Source organism: Thiothrix lacustris DSM 21227 (genome assembly GCF_000621325.1).
GTDB classification, from domain to species: domain Bacteria; phylum Pseudomonadota; class Gammaproteobacteria; order Thiotrichales; family Thiotrichaceae; genus Thiothrix; species Thiothrix lacustris.
Window position 1 is genome coordinate 1 of sequence record NZ_JHYQ01000032.1, and the last position, 17,407, is coordinate 17,407.

Sequence of the window (17,407 nt, forward strand, 5' to 3'; positions counted from 1 at the left end):
CGGCTACTGATAATGCCACGGCTGTAAGCTAACAGGATGATTTTGAGTAACACCGCTGGGTCAAAAGCGGCTGCGCCCTGCACATCATTCTTATAACGCTGGTGGAAGTCTTCAAGGTCAAGTTCCTTATCCACCAAATGACGTAGCGCGTATTCAAATGTACCCGGCAGGATTTGCCGGTCAAAGTCCACAGCCAACAGTTTTACGCCTTGATGAATCGGTTTGTAGCGTGCCATGCCTGCCTACTCATTCTGGTGCTTGTGATGCTTGATTATCCCACAAAATGGCGGTTCGGAGGGTTTTTCTACAGCCTCAATTGATGGTTTGAGTGGTGTTTTACTATGTTGTACAGACTTAGATGAATATGCTGATGTGGTCGAATGTCTAATTACCCATCCCAATGGAATATTACACAGAAAAGAAAGTGACAGCATCGCTCCATCAATAAGAGATTTAGCCAATTTAGATTTTGTTGTTATTTGTAATCTTGCATTTGGACACAATGCATTCTTTAAAAATGAAATGGTTAACAGATTCTATCGCAAGGAGGGTCTAACGCTAGATGGAGGCTCAGTATGGGAATACAAGAGTAGTGTTCCCGTATTCCCTATTGCATTCCCGATCCGGGAAAGTATTATGACAGAGCAATTATTGCAAAATCTCCATAAAACCTTTTATTCTCATTACTCTTTTTTCTGGAGTTTATACAAAACATCAAATGTTGTTGATGCTATATTTGGTTCATTTAATGAAATCCTTAGTGGACGGAGGTAGAACAAATTAAGTGAAAACTGATTAATTTTAAAAATACTTCATGTGAGTGGTTCATCTTAGCAGTCAGTTTGATGTGGTGTCGAACGCTCACTAATCGTTGCACCTGCGGCACACTTTACGTTGATATTTGGGGTTCACCCTAAATGGAAGTGAAAAATATCACCTCCAGCTCTGCAAATGGGGTTGTTTCCTATCTTTTTAGAAGGATTTCCAGCAGGGTATAGACTCTAATTTTTCTTTTGTTGTCAGCATTGGGCAGTTTACTATTCATCGCTGACAATATTGCTTACCCTCCTTCATCAAAAAACACAGATGCCGTATAGGCGTTTGCCTCCACGTCCATTGATGATGAGGGTTCTTTATATTGCTGGCTTGCCCTGTTCTGTCTGGATGGTTGTGAAACAGGCACTGGTTCAGGCTGATAGTACAGTGCCGCAGAGTACGGAGAGGCTGCTGGTTCACCCGTCATACCCGTGATCCCTGCCATACCGACATCCCCGGCTGTTCCTCCCAACCGAGCCATGATTTTACTGACGTAATTCTGCGTTTCCCGGTAAGGCGGTATTCCGGCATATTTGTCCACTGCCCCTTCCCCTGCATTGTAGCCTGCCAGTGCCAGAGGCCAGCTCTGGTAACGGTTGTACAGCCATGCCAGATAAGTTGTCCCACCCCGGATGTTTTCTGCCGGGTCAAATGCATTGTATACCCCGAAACGGGCTGCCGTGCCGGGCATGAGCTGCATCAGCCCTTGCGCACCTTTGTGTGAGACAGCACCGGGGTTATGGGCAGATTCTTGCTGGATGACGGCACGGATGACGGATACGGGTACACCCGTCTGTTGGGCTGCTGCCTGTACGATACCGTCCAGATGCTGTTCGGCCTGCACGGGCAGGCAGCAGGCCAGTACCAGCCATAACAGGCCAATTTGCCGGATCAACCGCTGCACCCTCACACGCCGTGGTGTCCTGTTTGCCAGTGCTGCGCTTCCTGGTCATGTTCGTGCCTTGCTTCTGCCAGCATCACCGGCTGGTTTCCTGCCTCTGCGGGTGTTGACTGGTTGCCATTGTCAGGTGTGCTGGGGTGGTTATCGCCCTGCCCGTCCTGGGGCTGGTGTTTGCGGTGCTTCTTCAGCCAGCTACGGAAATCCCGGTCTTTTTTCAGTGCATCATCCAGCAGTTGTTCCACCACCATATCCAGTTGTAGCCAGGGATAAGTTTCCTTGGCGCAAGTCAGGTAAAGCTCCAGCTCCTGAAAAACATTTTCGTTGATGTCCACCCGCAGCTTTTTCTTTTCCGGGGTTGGGGTGAATTTCATGCTGACCATGCGTGTCTCCTTGTCATTGGGTAAATGAGTAAACGGCATCCAGTGCCGGGTCTGCTGTCTGGGTGTAGGGCTTCAGTACCATGTCCTTATGCACCAGGATATTGACGGGGAAGCCTTGACGGATTTCGAGGGTTGGCTGGATGTCGAGGTTCTTGCGGGTGATGCGTTGCCCAGTGCGGTTGATTTCGGAACCCACGTTGCTATAGAAACGCCCCTCAAAATCGCCATCGTCATACTGGGACTGGGCAGTGCCTGCGAGCAGTGACGACAGCAGCACACCACCCGCCAGCTTGCCCCAATGGTTATCAACCTGGTCAGTGAAGCCGGATTGCCCGCCAGTATCCACGCCGGGCATCCCTTCCAAGGAAATGGAGGAGCCATCCGGGAAAATCATCCGGTTCCATACCACCCGTACCCGTTCCTGCCCGTAATTGACGCTGTTTTCGTATTGGCCGAGGATCCTTGTCCCCTGCGGGATCAGCAAGTAACGTCCGCTGACCGTATCAAACACCTGTTCACTGACCTGGGCGATGATCATCCCCGGCAATTGTGAGTTAATGCCGGTGATCAGGACTGCCGGGATCAGTGTCCCGGCCTTGACTTCATACGGGCTGCGCGGGGCTTGTAGCCTACCTTGCAGGTAGGCTTTGTCCTGCCCGAATGCAGTCTGCTGTAGGGATGTACCATCCCCTTGCATGGTGTAGGCTGTACCTGCTTGCCCATCCGCCACCTCAGCATCCGGTAAGCCATGATTGCCCGCCGCGCCGCCGCTGGCTGGCAGTGCGGCACTTTGCCCGCCTGCCTGGCTGCCCTCAAAAAACAGGTTGGCGGTGAGTGCCTTGTTGTGTGCTTCCCTTGCCAGTTGTTCACGCCGTAGCCGTTCCAGTTCTTCCGGTGAAGGCTGTTTGGGTGCAGGTGCTGGGGTAAAAGCCGGTGTGACTGGCTTTTGCAGCATCAGCCCCCCAGCATCCCCCGGCAAAGGTTTTCCCAGCACGGGTATGTCGGGTTTGGGTGGTTCCGGGTAGTCCAGTTGCCCATAATCATTGGCAGCGCCGCGTAAGGCATCCGGCATGGAGCGTTTGACTGACTCGGGGTCAATGCGGGCTTGTTGGGTGTCTGCTGCGGTCATCGCCCTAGGTTTCAGTGCCAGATAGATGGTGGCAACCAGCAGCAAGCCAACACCTGTCACCAACAGGATAATGGGGCCTTTCTTCAACTGGCGTGCGCGTGACCTTTCCAGCGACAGACGTGGGTCATCCGGGTTGAGCTTGCTGTCAGAGGCTTGCCCGCCTTGGTATTGCGATTCTGTCATTATTTACCCCTACCCCACCCTTGCAATCCTGACCACATCGGCAGCATCACTGCCTACCCGCAATTCGGCGGTAGAGAACAGCCGATCGACGATGTAATGCCCATTCTTTACTCGGTAATTGACCATCTGGCTCTGCCCATTCCGTGCCGTCACAAACAGTGCCGGGGCTTCACCTTGCTGGAATCCAGACGGGAAGCGGATAAAGACCCGTCGCCCGTCATCAAACACCCGTGTGGGTGTCCAGTGCGGGTTGCCCTGGCGTGCTTCCACCCGATAGGCAAAGTTGAGGTTGTCGAGGTCAACACTGGGAGGGGCTGGCTGGCGCAAGGCTTGCGCCCTGAGCCTGTCCAGGGATGCCCGCTGAACCCGTTGCGGGTACTGCCAACTGACTGCCGCCATGTAGGTTTCCTTGTGGCTGGTCAGTTCCAGCAGGTAAGTACGGCGGTTGGTGTTGATGACCAAGGTGGTGGCAAGGCCAGATGCTACCGGCTTGATCAGCACATGTTGTTGGGGCAGGCCATCCTGCACCGATTTGTTGACCCCCAATACCCAGCGCACGGTGTCACCTGCTGCGGGTTTGCCAATGATTTCTTCCCCCGGTTCAAGCTGGATGTCGGTCAGGCGCAAGGGGGCAGTATGGATCTGGTACAAAGCCCCGCTGGTGTAGCCATAGTTCATGATGGCATTGGTATAGCTGGCCTCATCCGGGGATTGACGCGCACTCTGGTTGGCATACTCAATGGCTTGCAGGGGGCTGCTGCCGTGTTTGGCTTTGCGCTTTGCCTTGGGTTTGGTGACGGGTTCCAGTGGTGGTTCTGGTGTCCAGCCGGTGGTGGCAGGCTCGTGGGTATACGTGGTTTGCTCCGGTTCGGCTGCTGCTGCCATTGCCGCCTGCACTTCCGGCAAAGGTAGGCCGTTGCCATAGCGGAAACTCCCCGAACGGGAAAACTCCCTGTTGCTGGATGACGGCTGGGTATCCAGCATGGCACATCCGTGCATCAGGGCGGAGGCGGTAACGATCAGGGTCAGCTTTGTTGTATCCATAAGGTGTCTGCTTCCAAACCGGAAAATCAAAGGGGTAACTGGCGATAAGGCAACCTACTCCGCCTGTGTCCAGCTAAACGAATCAATGTACATCCCGATGGGGTTCACCTTGAGTTGTGCATCGGTGGTGGGTTCCTGGAAGGTCAGGTTGAAAATGCCCTTCCATTTGTGTGTGCCGTTATTGCCGCCACGGGTGTTCCAGTAGGTCTCTTCCCATTCCGCACTCCAGGAGTTCTCGGAAATCGGGATCAGGGTCAGGTTGTTCAGGGTAATGCGCTCTTCCTTCATGCGGTCGGTCGGCACGTACTTGCGGGCGTAATCACTCAGCATATTGGCGGCAGCCGGTGTCACCAGTGCATAGGCATCTTCCCACTGGCGCTTGACCACGATGGGGTCAGCCGGGAGGGAGCGCACATCTTCGATGAAGCGGGTCAGGTGGTATTTGCGCGAGGCTTCATTGACCTTGTATTGCACCCCGGAGGTTCCAGCCTCCCCCTGGTAGGCTGCGTGTCCCAGCTTGTCCACCTCAATCACATGGATGGCTTTCTTGGGTAAGGTGCCGAGGTACACCATCCCCAGCATGGACAGCATCAGCAAACCCAGCAGGAAGAATGACAGGTAGCGCCAGTTCAGCGCCTGCATCCGCGCACTGCCATAGCGGTCATCCCATTCCATCCGGGCTTTCAGGTAACGGTCAAGCTCCTGCTTTTCCCGCCCAAGGTCGTGCTGTACGTTGTGTGTGGTCATGGTTTCCCTTGTCTGGTTATGTCCATCATCCTGGCTTTAAATACCTTCTTTTCCTGCCAGCCCTACAGGCTGGCCTGCATCCCGCCGCTGGGGTGTGCCTCATGCGGGACACGGTGTCCGGCTGTCAGCAATTTACCCGCCCAGCCCGGACGGGTTGCCGGGGCATTACCCGCTGTCATTGGTGCGTCCGTCATGGCGCTATAACTTTCCGCCTTGCCCTGTTGCCAAGCACCCCGTGTCCCTTGAGTCATGCGTTGGGTACTGCTCCTGACCAAGCTCTCCCCCGCGCCAGCCACACCCCCCAGCACTTTTTGTCCGGCATTGCCGTGGGTAAAAGCACTGCCCCGCTGGTAGCCTGCGGTGGCATTCCCGGCAAGGCGAGCCGTTGCCCCGGCAGCCGCACGGGTAGCACCCAAGGCCGTGCCGACGGCAGCACTCCCGGCTGCCATGCCGACCATGCTGTTCTGGGTGGCCGTGCCTGCGGACAGTGATGGCGAGCCTGACACCAGCCCTGCGGCGACACCGGGGGCATTCCATGACAGTAGGGCGATGGCCCAAGCAATCACCATCACCGAGAAGATTTCATTCCACTCCACATTCCCGTCCACCACCGTGAAGGTCAGTGAACCCGTCAGGGTCGGTTCCGTCACGGAGAGGATGAAAGCCAGCACCATCAGGCGCACCCCGTAGTTCACCACCCCGCCCAGGGTCTTCTCGGCGATGAACTTGGTGTGCTTGTTGATGCCAAACGGCAGCAGGATGGCGGACAGCCCCATGAACAGGTAGAACTCCAGTACGGTCAGGAAAACCTGGATTGCGACGATGGCAAAAGCAATCAGAATGATGAAAGCCGAGATCCACAGGATGATGACCTGCCCCACCTGATCCCAGTCGTCCATGGTTTCAATCATGGTCATGATCGGGGTGATGGCATTGACCCCGGCAGTGAATATCCGGCTGGGGTCAAGGATGATGGCATGGCCACCCGCCGCACCCCCTGCCCCACTGATCCCCGCATCCACCATTGAGTAGACGAAGACCGGGGCGAGGGCTGCAAAGTTTGTCACCAGCCACAACCAGAACATCATGAACAGCAGCTTCTTGATGACATCCATGGTTTGGGCATTGCCACCCAATGCCCACCACAAGGCCACCAGCACCAGTTCAATGCCTGCCAGCACCCACAGCAAGGCTTGCCCGCCGTTTGCCCAAATCAGCCCATAGGCCGCATTGAATACGGTCAGGAACTGGTTCAGCGAGTTGGTGAGAATGGCGGTGTCCATGCAGTACCCCGGTTACGGCAGGTGGGATAACGGGGCAGTGTCATACTCTGCCTTACCGAGGTTTTGCAGCATTTTGGTCTTGCGTGCGCGGGCTGCTTCACGGGATTTCTCCTGTTGTGCGGCTTGCGCAGCTTCCAGACGCCCATTGGCTGCCAGCAATTGCAGCGAGTCATTCATCTGTTGTGCCAGTATCCCCATGCTCTGGTTCAGGAGCTGGAGCTGGCGCACTTCCCCGTCAGCCGTCTGGCTTTGGGCTAACAAGGAATTGACGTTGGTGACATTGAGGGCAGCCCGTTGCACGATGCTCTGGGCGGTCATGGCCTCAATCGTGGCATTGTCGATTTCGGTACTCCACTCATCCAACTTGCCGCCAAAGTTGCTGAAGTCGTAGTTATCCCAACTGGCTTGGTCAGGGAACAGAGTGTTGAACTCGTTCTGGATATTGCCTACCGATTGGGAAACCTGTGTCAGTGTCCCCAGGGTATTTTGCATCTCCTGCAATTGCCCGTTGAGGCCGCCTGCCACACTGGCGTACTGGCTGCCTCCGATGGTTTGCAGGGTCTGTGCCATCTGGTTGATCTGCTGGATCTGGTTCTGGATTTGGGTGACGGCATGGGTCACTTGCAACAGGCTTTGGGTCAGGTTGCCGTAATCAACCACGGGCAAGGCTGCCCTGCCTTGGGTACTGGTTAATACCAGCAGTGCTACCGCCAGCATCAGCGCCTTCAGGTTGAACGTCCTGTTCATGCAGCTTTCCTCCGTGGTGGTTCGAGCAGCTCCACTGCCCAGTCCAGATGGTTGTACTTAAGGATGGCGGCAGCCCAGCGGCTGGCTGGCAACTTCTTTTCGATGGTATCGAGGAACACTTGCTGTTTGGGGTTGGAGAACCCGGCAAATGCCAGGGCAACCGGCCCCATGTCGAGGGTAAACAAGCGCCTGCCCTTGATGCTGCGGTAGTAGTAATCCCGTTTCTGTTGGGCATTGGCAATAATGTGCAGTTCGGCATCCGTCAGGCCGAAGGTTTTGTAATACTTCGCCACCTCTGGCACGGTGGCTTCCGCATCAGGGAGGAAGATCCGGGTCGGGCAGGCGCTGATAATGGTGGGGCTGATGCTGGATTCGGCTGCATCTGCTGGTTCCTGGGTGGCAAACACTACGTACACGTTGCGTTTACGCAGGGTCTTCAACCAGCTTTGTAGGCGGCTGGCAAAAATGCCGTGGCGTAGGAACAGCCAGCACTCGTCCAGCACCAGCAGGGTTGGGCGGCCGTCAAAGCGTTTTTCGATACGGTGGAACAGGTAAGACAAGGTGGGGATGACAACCTGTTCCCCCATCTCCATTACATGGGTCATCTCAAACATCAGCCAGAAGCTGCTTTTGAGTTCGTCCTGGTCGGCATCAAACAGTTGCCCGTAAGCACCTGACAGCGTGTACAAGTGCAAGGCATCGCGGATGTCGGCGTTCTGGCACAGTGCGTGCAAGCCGGTCAGGGTGCGCTGTTCGGGTGGTGCGTCTGCCAGTGAGCGTAATGCACCTTCCACTTCCTGGGTAATCGCAGGGGTCAGGGTCAGGTTCTGGAGTTCCAGCATGTCGCACACATAACGCAATGCCCAGTTGCGTTCCCCTTCGCGGTCAATCTGTGCCAGCGGCTGGAAGGCCACGGCAGCGTCCTCATTGCCCGGTTCATAATAGCGTCCACCGGCTGCCATGGTGGCGGCGCGTGCCGAACGGTCTTTATCGAAAATGATCACTTGGGCATTCGGATACTTCAGCCATTGCAGTTCCAGCATCGCCAACAAGGTGGACTTGCCGGAGCCAGTCGGGCCGATGATGATGGTATGCCCCACATCGCCAACATTGAGGTTAAGGCGGAACGGGGTCGAGCCGGTGGTGCTGCACACCATGTGCGGGTTGCCTTCACCGCAGGCGGCCAGCAGGTGTGGGTTGGACACATCCCCAGCCCAGATCGAGGACACCGGCATCATGTGGGCAAGGTTGATGGTATTGATCAGTGGACGGCGCACATTGGCACGGATCTCACCCGGCAGGCTGCCTTTCCATGCCTCAAACGCATACATGCGTTCGTCCTTGACCACAAAGCCGCTGGCATTGAGGATTTTCTTCACCTCATGCAGCTTGTTCATGGCCTGTTGCAGGTTCTTGTCCCACACCGTCACGGTGGTGGTGTACTGCCCGTAAGCCACCAGATCCATGCCCAGTTCCTGGGATGCGGCATCGGCATCATCGGCCTTGTTCTGGGCATCGGTGTTCAACAGGCGGCTGGGTTCACCCGCAGCGGTTTCCTTGAGCATGATCCAGATGTTCTTCACCTTGCCTGTCCAGTAGCGGCGCTGACGCAGGATGGTGGACATCGCCTCACCCTTGTCGAGGCAGATGAAGCGGTTGACCCAGCGGTATTCGATGTTCAGGTAATTGAGCTTGTCGAGGACACCGGGGGTAGTGGTGTGCGGGAAACCTGTCACTGACAGGGTGGGCATGTAGTAATCGCCAACCATCGCCACTTCCCCCGCCATGAATGGCTGGTCAGGGATATAGGCATCCAGGTACATCGGCAGGTCAGGGGCTGCTACCGGATGGGCTTGGGCTGACAGGGTGGAATGCAGGTAAGACAGCAGTTGCCCGTCATCCAGCACGCCAACACTGGGGAACACCGTGTCGAGGATGGTGGTGATTTCGGTGGTGGCACGGATGAAATAGTCCAGATCCCGCGCAAACCCGTCTTCCAGTTTGGCGTTCTTGGGGTTCTCGTAGAACAGGTCTACCAGCTTCTTTTCCAGCGGTTGCGGACGTTCCCACACGAAACTCAGGTAGTAGGACGACTCGAAATGTTCTGCCTTGTCTTCAAAATTGCCTTGGCGTTCGCGGTCAACCAGCCAGGCGACCGCCACAGGCCAGCGTGATTGCGGGTAAACGTCCTGCTGGAAACGTTGGGCTTCAATGAAGTATGTCCAACCCGTGCCGAGGCGCTTGAGGGCATTGTTGACCTTGGCTGTCACCACCATCATTTCCTCATCGGAGGAGGCTGCCAAATCCGGGCCACGGAAGGCAATGGTGCGCAACAGGGTGCGGTTTTTGTTGAGGATAATGCCGGGGGCTACCAGCGCACCCCATTGCAGGTGGTCGGACAGTGCCTCACGCCGCCCCGGCTTGCGTTCACCCATGCCTTGGCGGGCGACAATGAAGAAGCCAAACCCCAACAGCAGGAAAAAGGTCAGCAGGATGGCAACCAGCAGGTAATCACTGTGCATAAAGGTCACGGCAACTTGTCCTTTGTGTGACGCAGGCCAGCACGGACAACCGCCATGAAATGTGGGTCAAACCGGGTCAGGCGAGCAAGCCCCCAATGCCCCAGTAGGGCTACCGGGAGAATCCACAACTGGTGCATCCCGATGGTCAGGGCAGCCACGATAGTCCAGTAAATGAACCCCACCGTGCGGGGCAGGCCAGCCACCAGCACCGGCTCCACCAGTGACAGGTGGACAGGGGCTTCATAGCCTTCGGGGTGGTTGGCCTGCCGTTGGCTCATACGCTTGCACCACCGCCAAAGCCGAGGAAGGTCAGACCCCAGGTGGTTGCAGCAAACGCAATGGACAGGCCGAATACGACCCAGAGGGCTTTACGCATGATGCCGCCACCTTCGGAGAAAGCCAGGCCAAGGCCAACGAACACAATGGCGATTGTGCCGAGTACCTGTGCTACAGGGCCGGTCAGGGAGGCCAACAGGTTCTGGAGCGGGGTTTCCCACGGCAAACCGGCACCGCCGCCACCGGCTGCGGAAGCATCAGCACCAGCCAGCATCAGCAAGGCAAATAACAGGGGGGATTTCAGGCGGGATAAATGACGGGCATAGTGCAGCACTGCTCAGGCTCCTTGTGCAGGTTAATCAGGGTTTGTGTGGTGTGGGCGATTCCTGTGGTGGGATGGATGCCCTGTGACCGTCTGCCCTTTATCCGGGAAAACAGATGGACGGCTGGAGATTAACCTTATTTTTTGAATGGTGTGAGTATAAACCCGATGAACTGATAACAGTTGTTTATGAACGGAAAGTTACAGCAATTTCGTTGTTGTCGATGTGTTCAGGAAGGGACGATTTTCAGGTTATTGCGTTGTACCGCTTATAACCTGGGATATGTTGAAGGACTGTTTCGTGGTTATCAGCCAGTTATCCGCCACAAGTCAAGTTATCCGCCAGAGATCCGCTGGTCGCATCACTGGTGCGACCAATCATGCTTCACTTTTCCGGGTGTACCAGGTTCCGCGTCCTTGCCCATGCCGCTGGATATGCCCGTCTTCCAGCAGTTGGGTAATACGCAGTTTCAGGGTGGCGCGTGGGGTATGGGTCAGTTCTTCTGCCTGTTTCATGGTGATGCGCCCGTTGTCCTTGAGGTGTTCCAGGATTTTGACGCTATCGGCAGGCAGGCTTTCCCAGCCCCGGTTATCCACCATCTTCGCCGCCAAGTGGTCTTTCTGGGCTTTCAGGGAACGCAGGAAAAATGACAGCCACGGCAACCAGTCGGGGGCTTCCTTGTCGAGTGTACCTTGGGTGCGGCGCAAGGCGAGATAATAGCTGTCCTTGTTGCGTTCGATGATGCTTTCCAGCGAGGTGTAAGGCACATAGCTATACCCGGCTTTCAGCAGCAACAGGGTTGCTAACACCCGCGACAATCTGCCGTTACCGTCCTGGAACGGGTGGATAGCCAGGAACACCACGTTGAACATGCCAATGGTCAGCAATGGGTGTTGGCTGCGGTCTTCTAGCGTGGTGCGTGTCCAGTCCACCAGTGCCTGCATTTCCCGTGGGGTGTCAAACGGGGTGGCAGTCCTGAAAATCACCCCAAGGCTATTGCCGGATGCGTCGAAGGCTTCCACATGGTTGTTCAGGGTCTTGTATTGCCCCCGGTGGCGTGTGTCCTTGTCACTGTGGCGTAGCAACATGGCGTGGAATTGTTTCAGGTAGTTCTCGGTCAGGGGGATGTCGTTGTAGCTTTGGAAAACGGTTTCCATTGCGTCCGCGTAGCCTGCCACTTCCTGTTCATCACGGGTCTGGAATGATTGCTTGCCGATGTTGCCCAGCAGCTTTTCCACTTCGGCATCACTCAGTTTTGCCCCTTCAATGCGGGTTGATGAGCCAATGCTTTCTATAGTTGCCACCCGGCGCAGGGCTTCCAGGCGTTCCGGGGTCATGCCGTGGATGGCTTTCCAGCCGCCCCGGAATTCGTCGATCTCGGCAATCAGCTTGAGCATTTCAGGGGTGATGGTCAGGGAATGGGTTTTCATGGCTAGCCGAAAAGTGAAAAACGTTAGCCAATAATAGCCGTAATTAGCCAATAAGCAAACATTTCGTATCTTTAGAAAGCCCTGAGCATCCCCTGCGGGACGGGCTGTTACGGGTTCCGCTGTCGCTGCATCCCTACGGGACTTTCGCCCTCCTCATTCCTGATGCCTTCAAAACCACCGTTCGTTCCTCACGCAGGTTTTTCCGCGCTCCGCTTGGGCTTGGGTAGCCAGACCCGTGGCCGGGACTGGCTGGGTGTTGGTGCTTTCGGGGCGCTGCCCCCCGCTGCTTCCATGACAGGCTACGTGGACGGTTGGGGTATCCCCAATCTTCCGCGCTGCGCTTGTGCAGACCGGGTGATCCCCCTCCCCACCGTCCATCATGGATGCCGCTACCCCCGTTCTCGCCGAAGGGCATAGCCGCCAGGCGGCAGTGACCTGATTTTTTTAAAGAGGACGGAAGACATGAAAACAGCAATGGACGTAAAACCACAAATCCCGGTTTTTGACACACCGGCTTACAAATTACTGGGCAGGGGTTCACACGCCCTGTCGGATGCTGAATTGCTCAGCCTGTTCATGGGGGAGAACGTGGAGCTGGCACGCACCACGTTACTGTTTAACTTCCAGTCATTACGGGAATTGTTCCTTGCGGATGAGGAGGATTTCAGGGCATTGGGGGTCAGCCAGATGACCTATGTGCAATTGCGGGCAGTGCTGGAACTGTGCCAACGCTGGCTAGGGGAAAAGTTGCAGCGGGGTGAGCCGATGAGTGACCCGGATGCAGTGCGGTTTTACCTCAGTTCACGCCTGCGTGACCTGCCATCAGAGCGGTTTTGTGTGCTGTTCATGGATAACCGTCACCGGATGATTGCGTTTGAAGAGCTGTTTAATGGCACGATTGACGGGGCAAGCGTACACCCCCGCGAAGTGGTGAAACGCTGCCTGCACCATAACGCGGCTTCAGTGATTTTTGCCCATAACCACCCTTCGGGTGTGCCTGAACCCAGTCAGGCGGATGAGCGCATTACCCAGAAACTCAAAGATGCCTTACACCTGATTGATGTGCGGGTGTTGGATCATTTTGTGGTGGGGGACAGCATTGTGTCATTTGCTGAACGTGGCTTGTTGTAGGCCGCTACCCTGCCCTGCTTTGTCCTGCTGCTGGAGAGTGGCGGGATTTTTGGCGGGGAAGGCTAAGGTCTCACTGCGTGAGGCCGTATTGCGGCGGAGCTGGATACTGCCCTGCCCGCTGGTTGGGCAGCACGGTGCTGCGCCGGGGGACTCCAAAACAGATGTTCGTACCTCACAACTGTTTTTCCGCGCTACGCTTGGCGGGAAGCCAGACCCTTGCAGGGACTGGCAGGCATCAGAAGCGGAAGGCTTGTGCCATCCGCTCTTGTTCCGCCCGGTTGATGCCCAGCAGTTTGGCTTTGTCTGCCCAGTGGCTGACACTGTGACACACTTCCTGCTGGATTGATTTGGCACGGGCTGGCCTGACCCTGAAATAATCTGCCACTTCCATTGCCAAGGAAAAATCCAGTTGGTTGTCGGATTCGGTGATATTCAGGTGCAGACCGTGGGCGGGTGTGACGGGATTAATGTCGTAGGCTGGAGACAAACACCAGCCTTTCCGATTCAGAATGAAACCGTGGTTACGCAGGTGGTCGTCGGTATTGGATACCGCAATATTAAAGACGATGCGCCGCCAAAGCTGTTCTAGGTCTTGTTGGGCTTGTGCGCCGTGGAAGGTGATGAACTCTGCCAATTCCAGGTAACTGGCCTCATAGTCACCATCGTAATAACCCAGTTGGGTCATTGCCGAGGTGAAGTGCAGGCGACGGGTTCCCTTGCGGTCGAAACGTTTGGTCAGGAAGGTATGGTAGGGGCTGTTGAAACGCTGGAGGCGTGATTCTGACATATGTACACCTGCCTCCAGTGCCAATTGGTAGGCTACAAACTCCCATGCACCCATGTCGTAGTCATCGTAGCGGCTGGGGAATTTTGCAATCCAGAGTGCATTGTCTGTATCAATGACACAGGCTTTGGGTCTGGCACCACCCAGGGAAGAGCCGGGTGAAATCAGCATGAACAACCATTTCAGGTAATCAGGATCGTCGGTGGGGTGGTCTTCTTCGACCTGTTTGGCGGCGTATTCCAGCTCTCGCAGGGAGCTTATCGGTGGGGCAGCCTGCCTGTCATTGTTATCCAGAAACGGGCCAGCAGCATCGCGTTTGAAACGTAACCCACCCATGCGGTATTGGTCATGTACCCCCAGCAGGTAATCAGTTTCCAGCAATACCTTGGCTCGGCGACCTTCCATTCTGGCTATCGCCGCCTCACGGCGTTTCATCAGCAGGCGACCCCAACGGTCAGGGCAGGAATCCAGAAAGACCCTGAAATTCTGGCCTTCACTGAACTGACGGCCTGCAAACAGGTGCAGTTCCGGGTCGATAGGCCGTGCGTAAGGGGAGTCCAGCCATTCCGGGGCATACTGGAAGTTAAACAGTTCCTTGTTCCTGACCAAGGTGGAAGTTAGTGTGCCAACCCGTTGTGGGGTCGATGATCCATCACCATCGGGCAATATCCAGTCGGCGTATACGAGGATAGTGGTTTCCATTCAGTTGCTGCCCTTGTTGCCAGTACCCAGTAGTTTGGCATCCTGTAGCCTGCGTCCAAACTCATCATCACGGGCAACGGCGGTAAGGTCTTCCGCCAAATTCAAGGCTGCCAGTACACTCAGGTAATGACCGATGGAAACGCCTGCATCACCAGCCTCGATTTTGCGTAGCGTAATAGGGCTGATGCCAGTGCGTTCACTGATCAACTTCTGGGTCAGTTGGCGACGTTTGCGTGCCAGCTTGATGTTTTCCCCCAAAGTACGCAGGACTTTTTGTTGTTTGGGGAAAAGGATGGCGGTACGCCGTTCTGTTTGGTTATCCATAATGTCACTATACTAATGCTATTATATACTAATAGATAGTATAGTGTGCTTTTTGTATTGATGACTGACAGAAAGTATTTGCTGGTTTGGGGTATTCAAACAGTTCTGCGTGAGTGTTCAACGGTTTCATGTTGTAACGCCCGGAACGGGTCAGGCGTTGCCAGTCTTTATGGAAGGTTTTAGTGTAGTCACAGGCACGGGGCATGGATGCCCGTTTGTCATTCGTGGTCAAGGGCATCTAACAGACCTTGCTGGTTATCGAAACGTGCTTTGGTAATGGCCCGCGCTTCTTCCATTGCCTTACGGGTTTCAGCATTGGGGACTTGAAGGCAAAAGGGAACGTCTGCCCAGCAGCCTAGCATCAGCAGGTCGGACTTTTTCTTGGCTTGCAGCAGTGTTTGCAGTATCGCCAGATCTTTCAGTGCCTCGCTGCTGTCGCGTTGCCACAACTCCGCTATGGCCTTGCGCAACCAGATACTGGCCTCCGGGTTTTCGGTGATTTCCCGGAGCATCCGTTCAAGCTTCTTGATGGCAATTTCCAGCTCATTACCGGTATGGTAGGGGGTAGGTGTTTCGCTCATGTGGGGATTATAGGGTATTTCCCGGTAATATCATCCTGGTTCCCAATACCTTGGGGTACGGGGCAAAGCCCCGGATATGCCACCTGAATTCAAAATGTGCCGATTTTTTGTTTTTGGACTGCCAGCAGTTTCTGGCACGTCAGCTCTTGCAAGTTAAGTTTGGTCTGTATGGCTTGTTGCATCCTGATGAACAGGTAGGCAGTAGCTTGGGCATCTGCCAAGGCACGATGGAACTGCCCGGACATGGGGAGCTGGAGAAACCTGACCAGTGTTCCCAGTTGATGGTTGGGGGCTTCGGGGAATACCCGTCTGGATAGCAGCATGGAACAGAGAAAATCCTGCTGGCGTTGCTTGCCTTGTTGGGTGAGTGCTTCATCCCAGAACTTGCGGTCAAAAGAGGCGTTGTGGGCTACCAAGGGGTGGTTGCTTGCAAACTCGATGGCTTCATCCATCACTTTGTCCATGGGTGGGGCTTTGCGGATCATGGCATTGGTGATGCCGGTCAGGGATTCGATGAAGGGCGGTATCCAGGTATTGCCGTTCATCAGGCTTTGGTAGCGGTCAGTGATTTGACCATCACGTACTAGCACGATGGCGATTTCTGTTGGACATGCGCCATAGTCGGGAGACATGCCGGTGGTTTCAAAGTCGAGGATGGCGTAGGTGGTCATGGTCTTACCTTGGGTTTGGGGGCCTCACTGCGTGAACGGGCTGCTACAGATAAACACTGCACTGGGCAAGCGGGTCTGGATGATGCAGACTGGAATTTATTGGCTTATGCTGAACAGTAAAAATCAGGAGCAGTATTATGAGTGGTGGACATTTTGATTATAAACAGGCTTATCTTGGGTATATCGCTGACCAACTGGAGCGCGATATAGCGTACAACGCCATACCCTATGATGCAGCTATCGTGAAAGACGGTGAGAAATATTATGGCCACCAGCTACAACCGCAAACCGTCGAATTCATGAGCGATGTTGTTGAGCAGTTGCGACGGCTTGAGAATATCCTGCGGGAATATGATTTGGCAGTATCCGGGGATAGTTGTGAGGCAACCTTTCAGGAACGTGTGGGTATCACACCAAACACGGCATAACCCGTTTTCATTGCCCCGAAGTTTTACATGTAAAACTCCCCCTCCCTTGTTTATCAGTCTTGAATGTTTAGATTGCCCGCAGGTGTTCCAGCGTCTCCGGGAATTTCTCTACCAAACGCATCAACAACACTGCATGGGGATTGGGTTTGCTACGACCTTGTTCCCAGCTCTCCACAGTACGTGGATTGGTGCGGATCGCGTGGGCGAAGACAGGCCGTGATAGATGGCGGGTTTCACGTAACTGGAGAATTTCACCAGGCGTGATAACAGGTATTTCATGCTGTTCCAGTTGGATACGTTTCAGAGTGATTTTACCCTCACGCTCTGCTTTGAGTGCATCAACGCCCTCCATCAGTTCATCAAACAGGTTGCGATTTTTCATGCTCATTCACCCTTGGTTACTTCGGATACCGCAGTTTCAGTTCAGACTCCAAGTAAGCCTTGAAGACGGTCTTTTGCTTACTGCTCAGGTCGCTGGCCTCGTCCTTGTCGTAGATCGAAAACAGCAGAAACTCCACCGCACTGGTCTGGTAGTAGTAAATCACCCGCAGGCCGCCACGTTTGCCCTTGCCGCGCCGCTTGTCCTCAAAGCGGATTTTCCGCAACCCACCAGTACCGGCAATCACATCCCCTGCTTTGGGATCGCTGATAAGCATAAGCTGGAAATCCTTGTACTCATCATCTGTCAGATAATCCTCGCGGAATCGCTCGAAAGACGGCAATTCTACGAAACTGGGCAGTTGGGGCATAGGAATTCCTTTGGTTAGACAGCATAACTATACGATAGCTTCGTATGTTTATCAATTTTTCAGGTTGAGGCACAACCATAAAAATCACTGGGTTGTTACCAAGTGATCTCCTACAAATACTTTTTGAACAATATTTCAATCTCGGCAACATGATTGATGGTAATTTGATCGCGCAAAGTCTTATAGGCATTTTTTTGTTCTTCACTGCTATCCGGTAATGCCTCCACATGCTCCAGTGTGGCTTGCTGGCGCAGGG

General features: G+C 54.8%; 23 protein-coding genes. 3 read left to right on the forward strand and 20 right to left on the reverse strand.

Annotated elements, in window-relative coordinates:
• Nucleotides 1-236: transposase (locus Q394_RS0114600; RefSeq protein ID WP_028489914.1), on the reverse strand; the 236-nt coding region annotated here is incomplete at its 3' end.
• A 31-nt stretch (nt 237-267) separates the two neighbouring features.
• Here Q394_RS0114600 and Q394_RS22500 point away from each other — a divergent pair.
• Complete coding sequence (locus Q394_RS22500; RefSeq protein ID WP_156946887.1) at nt 268-774, forward strand: hypothetical protein; 507 nt, start codon at nt 268-270, stop codon at nt 772-774.
• Between the two features lie 286 nt (nt 775-1,060).
• Here the strand turns inward: Q394_RS22500 and Q394_RS21640 are convergent, their stop codons facing one another.
• From Q394_RS21640 to Q394_RS0114655, 11 genes are all read right to left on the reverse strand, one after another.
• Nucleotides 1,061-1,720: a lytic transglycosylase domain-containing protein gene (locus Q394_RS21640; protein ID WP_051543473.1), complete on the reverse strand. Its 660-nt coding sequence runs from the start codon at nt 1,718-1,720 to the stop codon at nt 1,061-1,063.
• A 2-nt stretch (nt 1,721-1,722) separates the two neighbouring features.
• Nucleotides 1,723-2,097, reverse strand: a complete 375-nt coding sequence (locus Q394_RS0114610; protein WP_028489915.1) for a hypothetical protein — start codon at nt 2,095-2,097, stop codon at nt 1,723-1,725.
• A 13-nt stretch (nt 2,098-2,110) separates the two neighbouring features.
• A complete protein-coding gene (locus Q394_RS21645; protein ID WP_051543474.1) occupies nt 2,111-3,409 on the reverse strand; it encodes a TraB/TrbI/VirB10 family type IV secretion system protein in 1,299 nt (432 codons plus the stop codon).
• 9 nt (nt 3,410-3,418) lie between these two features.
• Nucleotides 3,419-4,453, reverse strand: a complete 1,035-nt coding sequence (gene trbG, locus Q394_RS0114620; RefSeq protein ID WP_051543475.1) for a P-type conjugative transfer protein TrbG — start codon at nt 4,451-4,453, stop codon at nt 3,419-3,421.
• Between the two features lie 54 nt (nt 4,454-4,507).
• Nucleotides 4,508-5,200: a conjugal transfer protein TrbF gene (gene trbF / locus Q394_RS0114625; protein ID WP_028489917.1), complete on the reverse strand. Its 693-nt coding sequence runs from the start codon at nt 5,198-5,200 to the stop codon at nt 4,508-4,510.
• Between the two features lie 62 nt (nt 5,201-5,262).
• Nucleotides 5,263-6,483: a P-type conjugative transfer protein TrbL gene (trbL, locus tag Q394_RS0114630; protein ID WP_028489918.1), complete on the reverse strand. Its 1,221-nt coding sequence runs from the start codon at nt 6,481-6,483 to the stop codon at nt 5,263-5,265.
• 12 nt (nt 6,484-6,495) lie between these two features.
• Entirely contained in the window at nt 6,496-7,230 is a 735-nt protein-coding gene (locus Q394_RS0114635; protein WP_028489919.1) for a hypothetical protein, read from the reverse strand.
• Entirely contained in the window at nt 7,227-9,752 is a 2,526-nt protein-coding gene (gene trbE, locus Q394_RS0114640; RefSeq protein ID WP_245606800.1) for a conjugal transfer protein TrbE, read from the reverse strand. Before trbE ends, Q394_RS0114635 begins: the two co-directional genes overlap by 4 nt.
• A gap of 5 nt (nt 9,753-9,757) precedes the next feature.
• Entirely contained in the window at nt 9,758-10,030 is a 273-nt protein-coding gene (locus tag Q394_RS0114645; RefSeq protein WP_028489921.1) for a VirB3 family type IV secretion system protein, read from the reverse strand.
• Complete coding sequence (locus Q394_RS0114650) at nt 10,027-10,362, reverse strand: TrbC/VirB2 family type IV secretion system protein (RefSeq protein WP_028489922.1); 336 nt, start codon at nt 10,360-10,362, stop codon at nt 10,027-10,029. Before Q394_RS0114650 ends, Q394_RS0114645 begins: the two co-directional genes overlap by 4 nt.
• 366 nt (nt 10,363-10,728) lie before the next feature.
• Nucleotides 10,729-11,781, reverse strand: a complete 1,053-nt coding sequence (locus tag Q394_RS0114655) for a Fic family protein (protein WP_028489923.1) — start codon at nt 11,779-11,781, stop codon at nt 10,729-10,731.
• A 462-nt stretch (nt 11,782-12,243) separates the two neighbouring features.
• Between Q394_RS0114655 and radC the strand changes: the two genes are divergently transcribed.
• A complete protein-coding gene (gene radC, locus Q394_RS0114660) occupies nt 12,244-12,912 on the forward strand; it encodes a RadC family protein (protein ID WP_245606799.1) in 669 nt (222 codons plus the stop codon).
• Here the strand turns inward: radC and Q394_RS22505 are convergent.
• From Q394_RS22505 to Q394_RS0114680, 6 genes are all read right to left on the reverse strand, one after another.
• Entirely contained in the window at nt 12,886-13,068 is a 183-nt protein-coding gene (locus tag Q394_RS22505; protein ID WP_156946888.1) for a hypothetical protein, read from the reverse strand. The genes radC and Q394_RS22505 overlap by 27 nt on opposite strands.
• A 79-nt stretch (nt 13,069-13,147) precedes the next feature.
• A complete protein-coding gene (locus tag Q394_RS0114665) occupies nt 13,148-14,398 on the reverse strand; it encodes a type II toxin-antitoxin system HipA family toxin (RefSeq protein ID WP_028489925.1) in 1,251 nt (416 codons plus the stop codon).
• Nucleotides 14,399-14,722, reverse strand: coding sequence for a helix-turn-helix domain-containing protein (locus Q394_RS0114670; RefSeq protein WP_028489926.1), 324 nt, complete (start codon nt 14,720-14,722; stop codon nt 14,399-14,401).
• 28 nt (nt 14,723-14,750) lie between these two features.
• On the reverse strand, nt 14,751-14,960 hold the full coding sequence (locus Q394_RS22765) for a type II toxin-antitoxin system RelE/ParE family toxin (RefSeq protein WP_211248824.1): 210 nt from the start codon (nt 14,958-14,960) through the stop codon (nt 14,751-14,753).
• The gene (locus tag Q394_RS20595) at nt 14,941-15,303 is read right to left on the reverse strand and encodes a hypothetical protein (protein WP_038141682.1); all 363 of its coding nucleotides are present in this window, start codon (nt 15,301-15,303) and stop codon (nt 14,941-14,943) included. The genes Q394_RS22765 and Q394_RS20595 overlap by 20 nt, the downstream gene beginning before the upstream one ends.
• 89 nt (nt 15,304-15,392) lie before the next feature.
• Nucleotides 15,393-15,974, reverse strand: coding sequence for a 3'-5' exonuclease (locus tag Q394_RS0114680; RefSeq protein ID WP_028489927.1), 582 nt, complete (start codon nt 15,972-15,974; stop codon nt 15,393-15,395).
• Between the two features lie 137 nt (nt 15,975-16,111).
• On the opposite strand from Q394_RS0114680, the gene Q394_RS0114690 reads away from it, so the two are divergent.
• Entirely contained in the window at nt 16,112-16,402 is a 291-nt protein-coding gene (locus tag Q394_RS0114690; RefSeq protein ID WP_028489928.1) for a hypothetical protein, read from the forward strand.
• Between the two features lie 67 nt (nt 16,403-16,469).
• On the opposite strand, the gene Q394_RS0114695 is transcribed toward Q394_RS0114690, so the two are convergent.
• On the reverse strand, nt 16,470-16,784 hold the full coding sequence (locus tag Q394_RS0114695; RefSeq protein WP_028489929.1) for a helix-turn-helix domain-containing protein: 315 nt from the start codon (nt 16,782-16,784) through the stop codon (nt 16,470-16,472).
• 16 nt (nt 16,785-16,800) lie between these two features.
• A complete protein-coding gene (locus Q394_RS0114700) occupies nt 16,801-17,151 on the reverse strand; it encodes a hypothetical protein (protein ID WP_028489930.1) in 351 nt (116 codons plus the stop codon).
• Nucleotides 17,152-17,407: the final 256 nt, after the last annotated feature.

Bases quoted from the DNA above. Each gene is read 5' to 3' on its own strand.
- Q394_RS0114610 (WP_028489915.1), bottom strand. From the start codon at position 2,097: ATGGTCAGCATGAAATTCACCCCAACCCCGGAAAAGAAAAAGCTGCGG.
- Q394_RS21645 (WP_051543474.1), bottom strand. From the start codon at position 3,409: ATGACAGAATCGCAATACCAAGGCGGGCAAGCCTCTGACAGCAAGCTC.
- trbG (WP_051543475.1), bottom strand. From the start codon at position 4,453: ATGGATACAACAAAGCTGACCCTGATCGTTACCGCCTCCGCCCTGATG.
- trbF (WP_028489917.1), bottom strand. From the start codon at position 5,200: ATGACCACACACAACGTACAGCACGACCTTGGGCGGGAAAAGCAGGAG.
- trbL (WP_028489918.1), bottom strand. From the start codon at position 6,483: ATGGACACCGCCATTCTCACCAACTCGCTGAACCAGTTCCTGACCGTA.
- Q394_RS0114635 (WP_028489919.1), bottom strand. From the start codon at position 7,230: ATGAACAGGACGTTCAACCTGAAGGCGCTGATGCTGGCGGTAGCACTG.
- trbE (WP_245606800.1), bottom strand. From the start codon at position 9,752: ATGCACAGTGATTACCTGCTGGTTGCCATCCTGCTGACCTTTTTCCTG.
- Q394_RS0114645 (WP_028489921.1), bottom strand. From the start codon at position 10,030: ATGAGCCAACGGCAGGCCAACCACCCCGAAGGCTATGAAGCCCCTGTC.
- Q394_RS0114655 (WP_028489923.1), bottom strand. From the start codon at position 11,781: ATGAAAACCCATTCCCTGACCATCACCCCTGAAATGCTCAAGCTGATT.
- radC (WP_245606799.1), top strand. From the start codon at position 12,244: ATGAAAACAGCAATGGACGTAAAACCACAAATCCCGGTTTTTGACACA.
- Q394_RS0114665 (WP_028489925.1), bottom strand. From the start codon at position 14,398: ATGGAAACCACTATCCTCGTATACGCCGACTGGATATTGCCCGATGGT.
- Q394_RS0114670 (WP_028489926.1), bottom strand. From the start codon at position 14,722: ATGGATAACCAAACAGAACGGCGTACCGCCATCCTTTTCCCCAAACAA.
- Q394_RS22765 (WP_211248824.1), bottom strand. From the start codon at position 14,960: ATGCCCTTGACCACGAATGACAAACGGGCATCCATGCCCCGTGCCTGT.
- Q394_RS20595 (WP_038141682.1), bottom strand. From the start codon at position 15,303: ATGAGCGAAACACCTACCCCCTACCATACCGGTAATGAGCTGGAAATT.
- Q394_RS0114680 (WP_028489927.1), bottom strand. From the start codon at position 15,974: ATGACCACCTACGCCATCCTCGACTTTGAAACCACCGGCATGTCTCCC.
- Q394_RS0114690 (WP_028489928.1), top strand. From the start codon at position 16,112: ATGAGTGGTGGACATTTTGATTATAAACAGGCTTATCTTGGGTATATC.
- Q394_RS0114695 (WP_028489929.1), bottom strand. From the start codon at position 16,784: ATGAAAAATCGCAACCTGTTTGATGAACTGATGGAGGGCGTTGATGCA.
- Q394_RS0114700 (WP_028489930.1), bottom strand. From the start codon at position 17,151: ATGCCCCAACTGCCCAGTTTCGTAGAATTGCCGTCTTTCGAGCGATTC.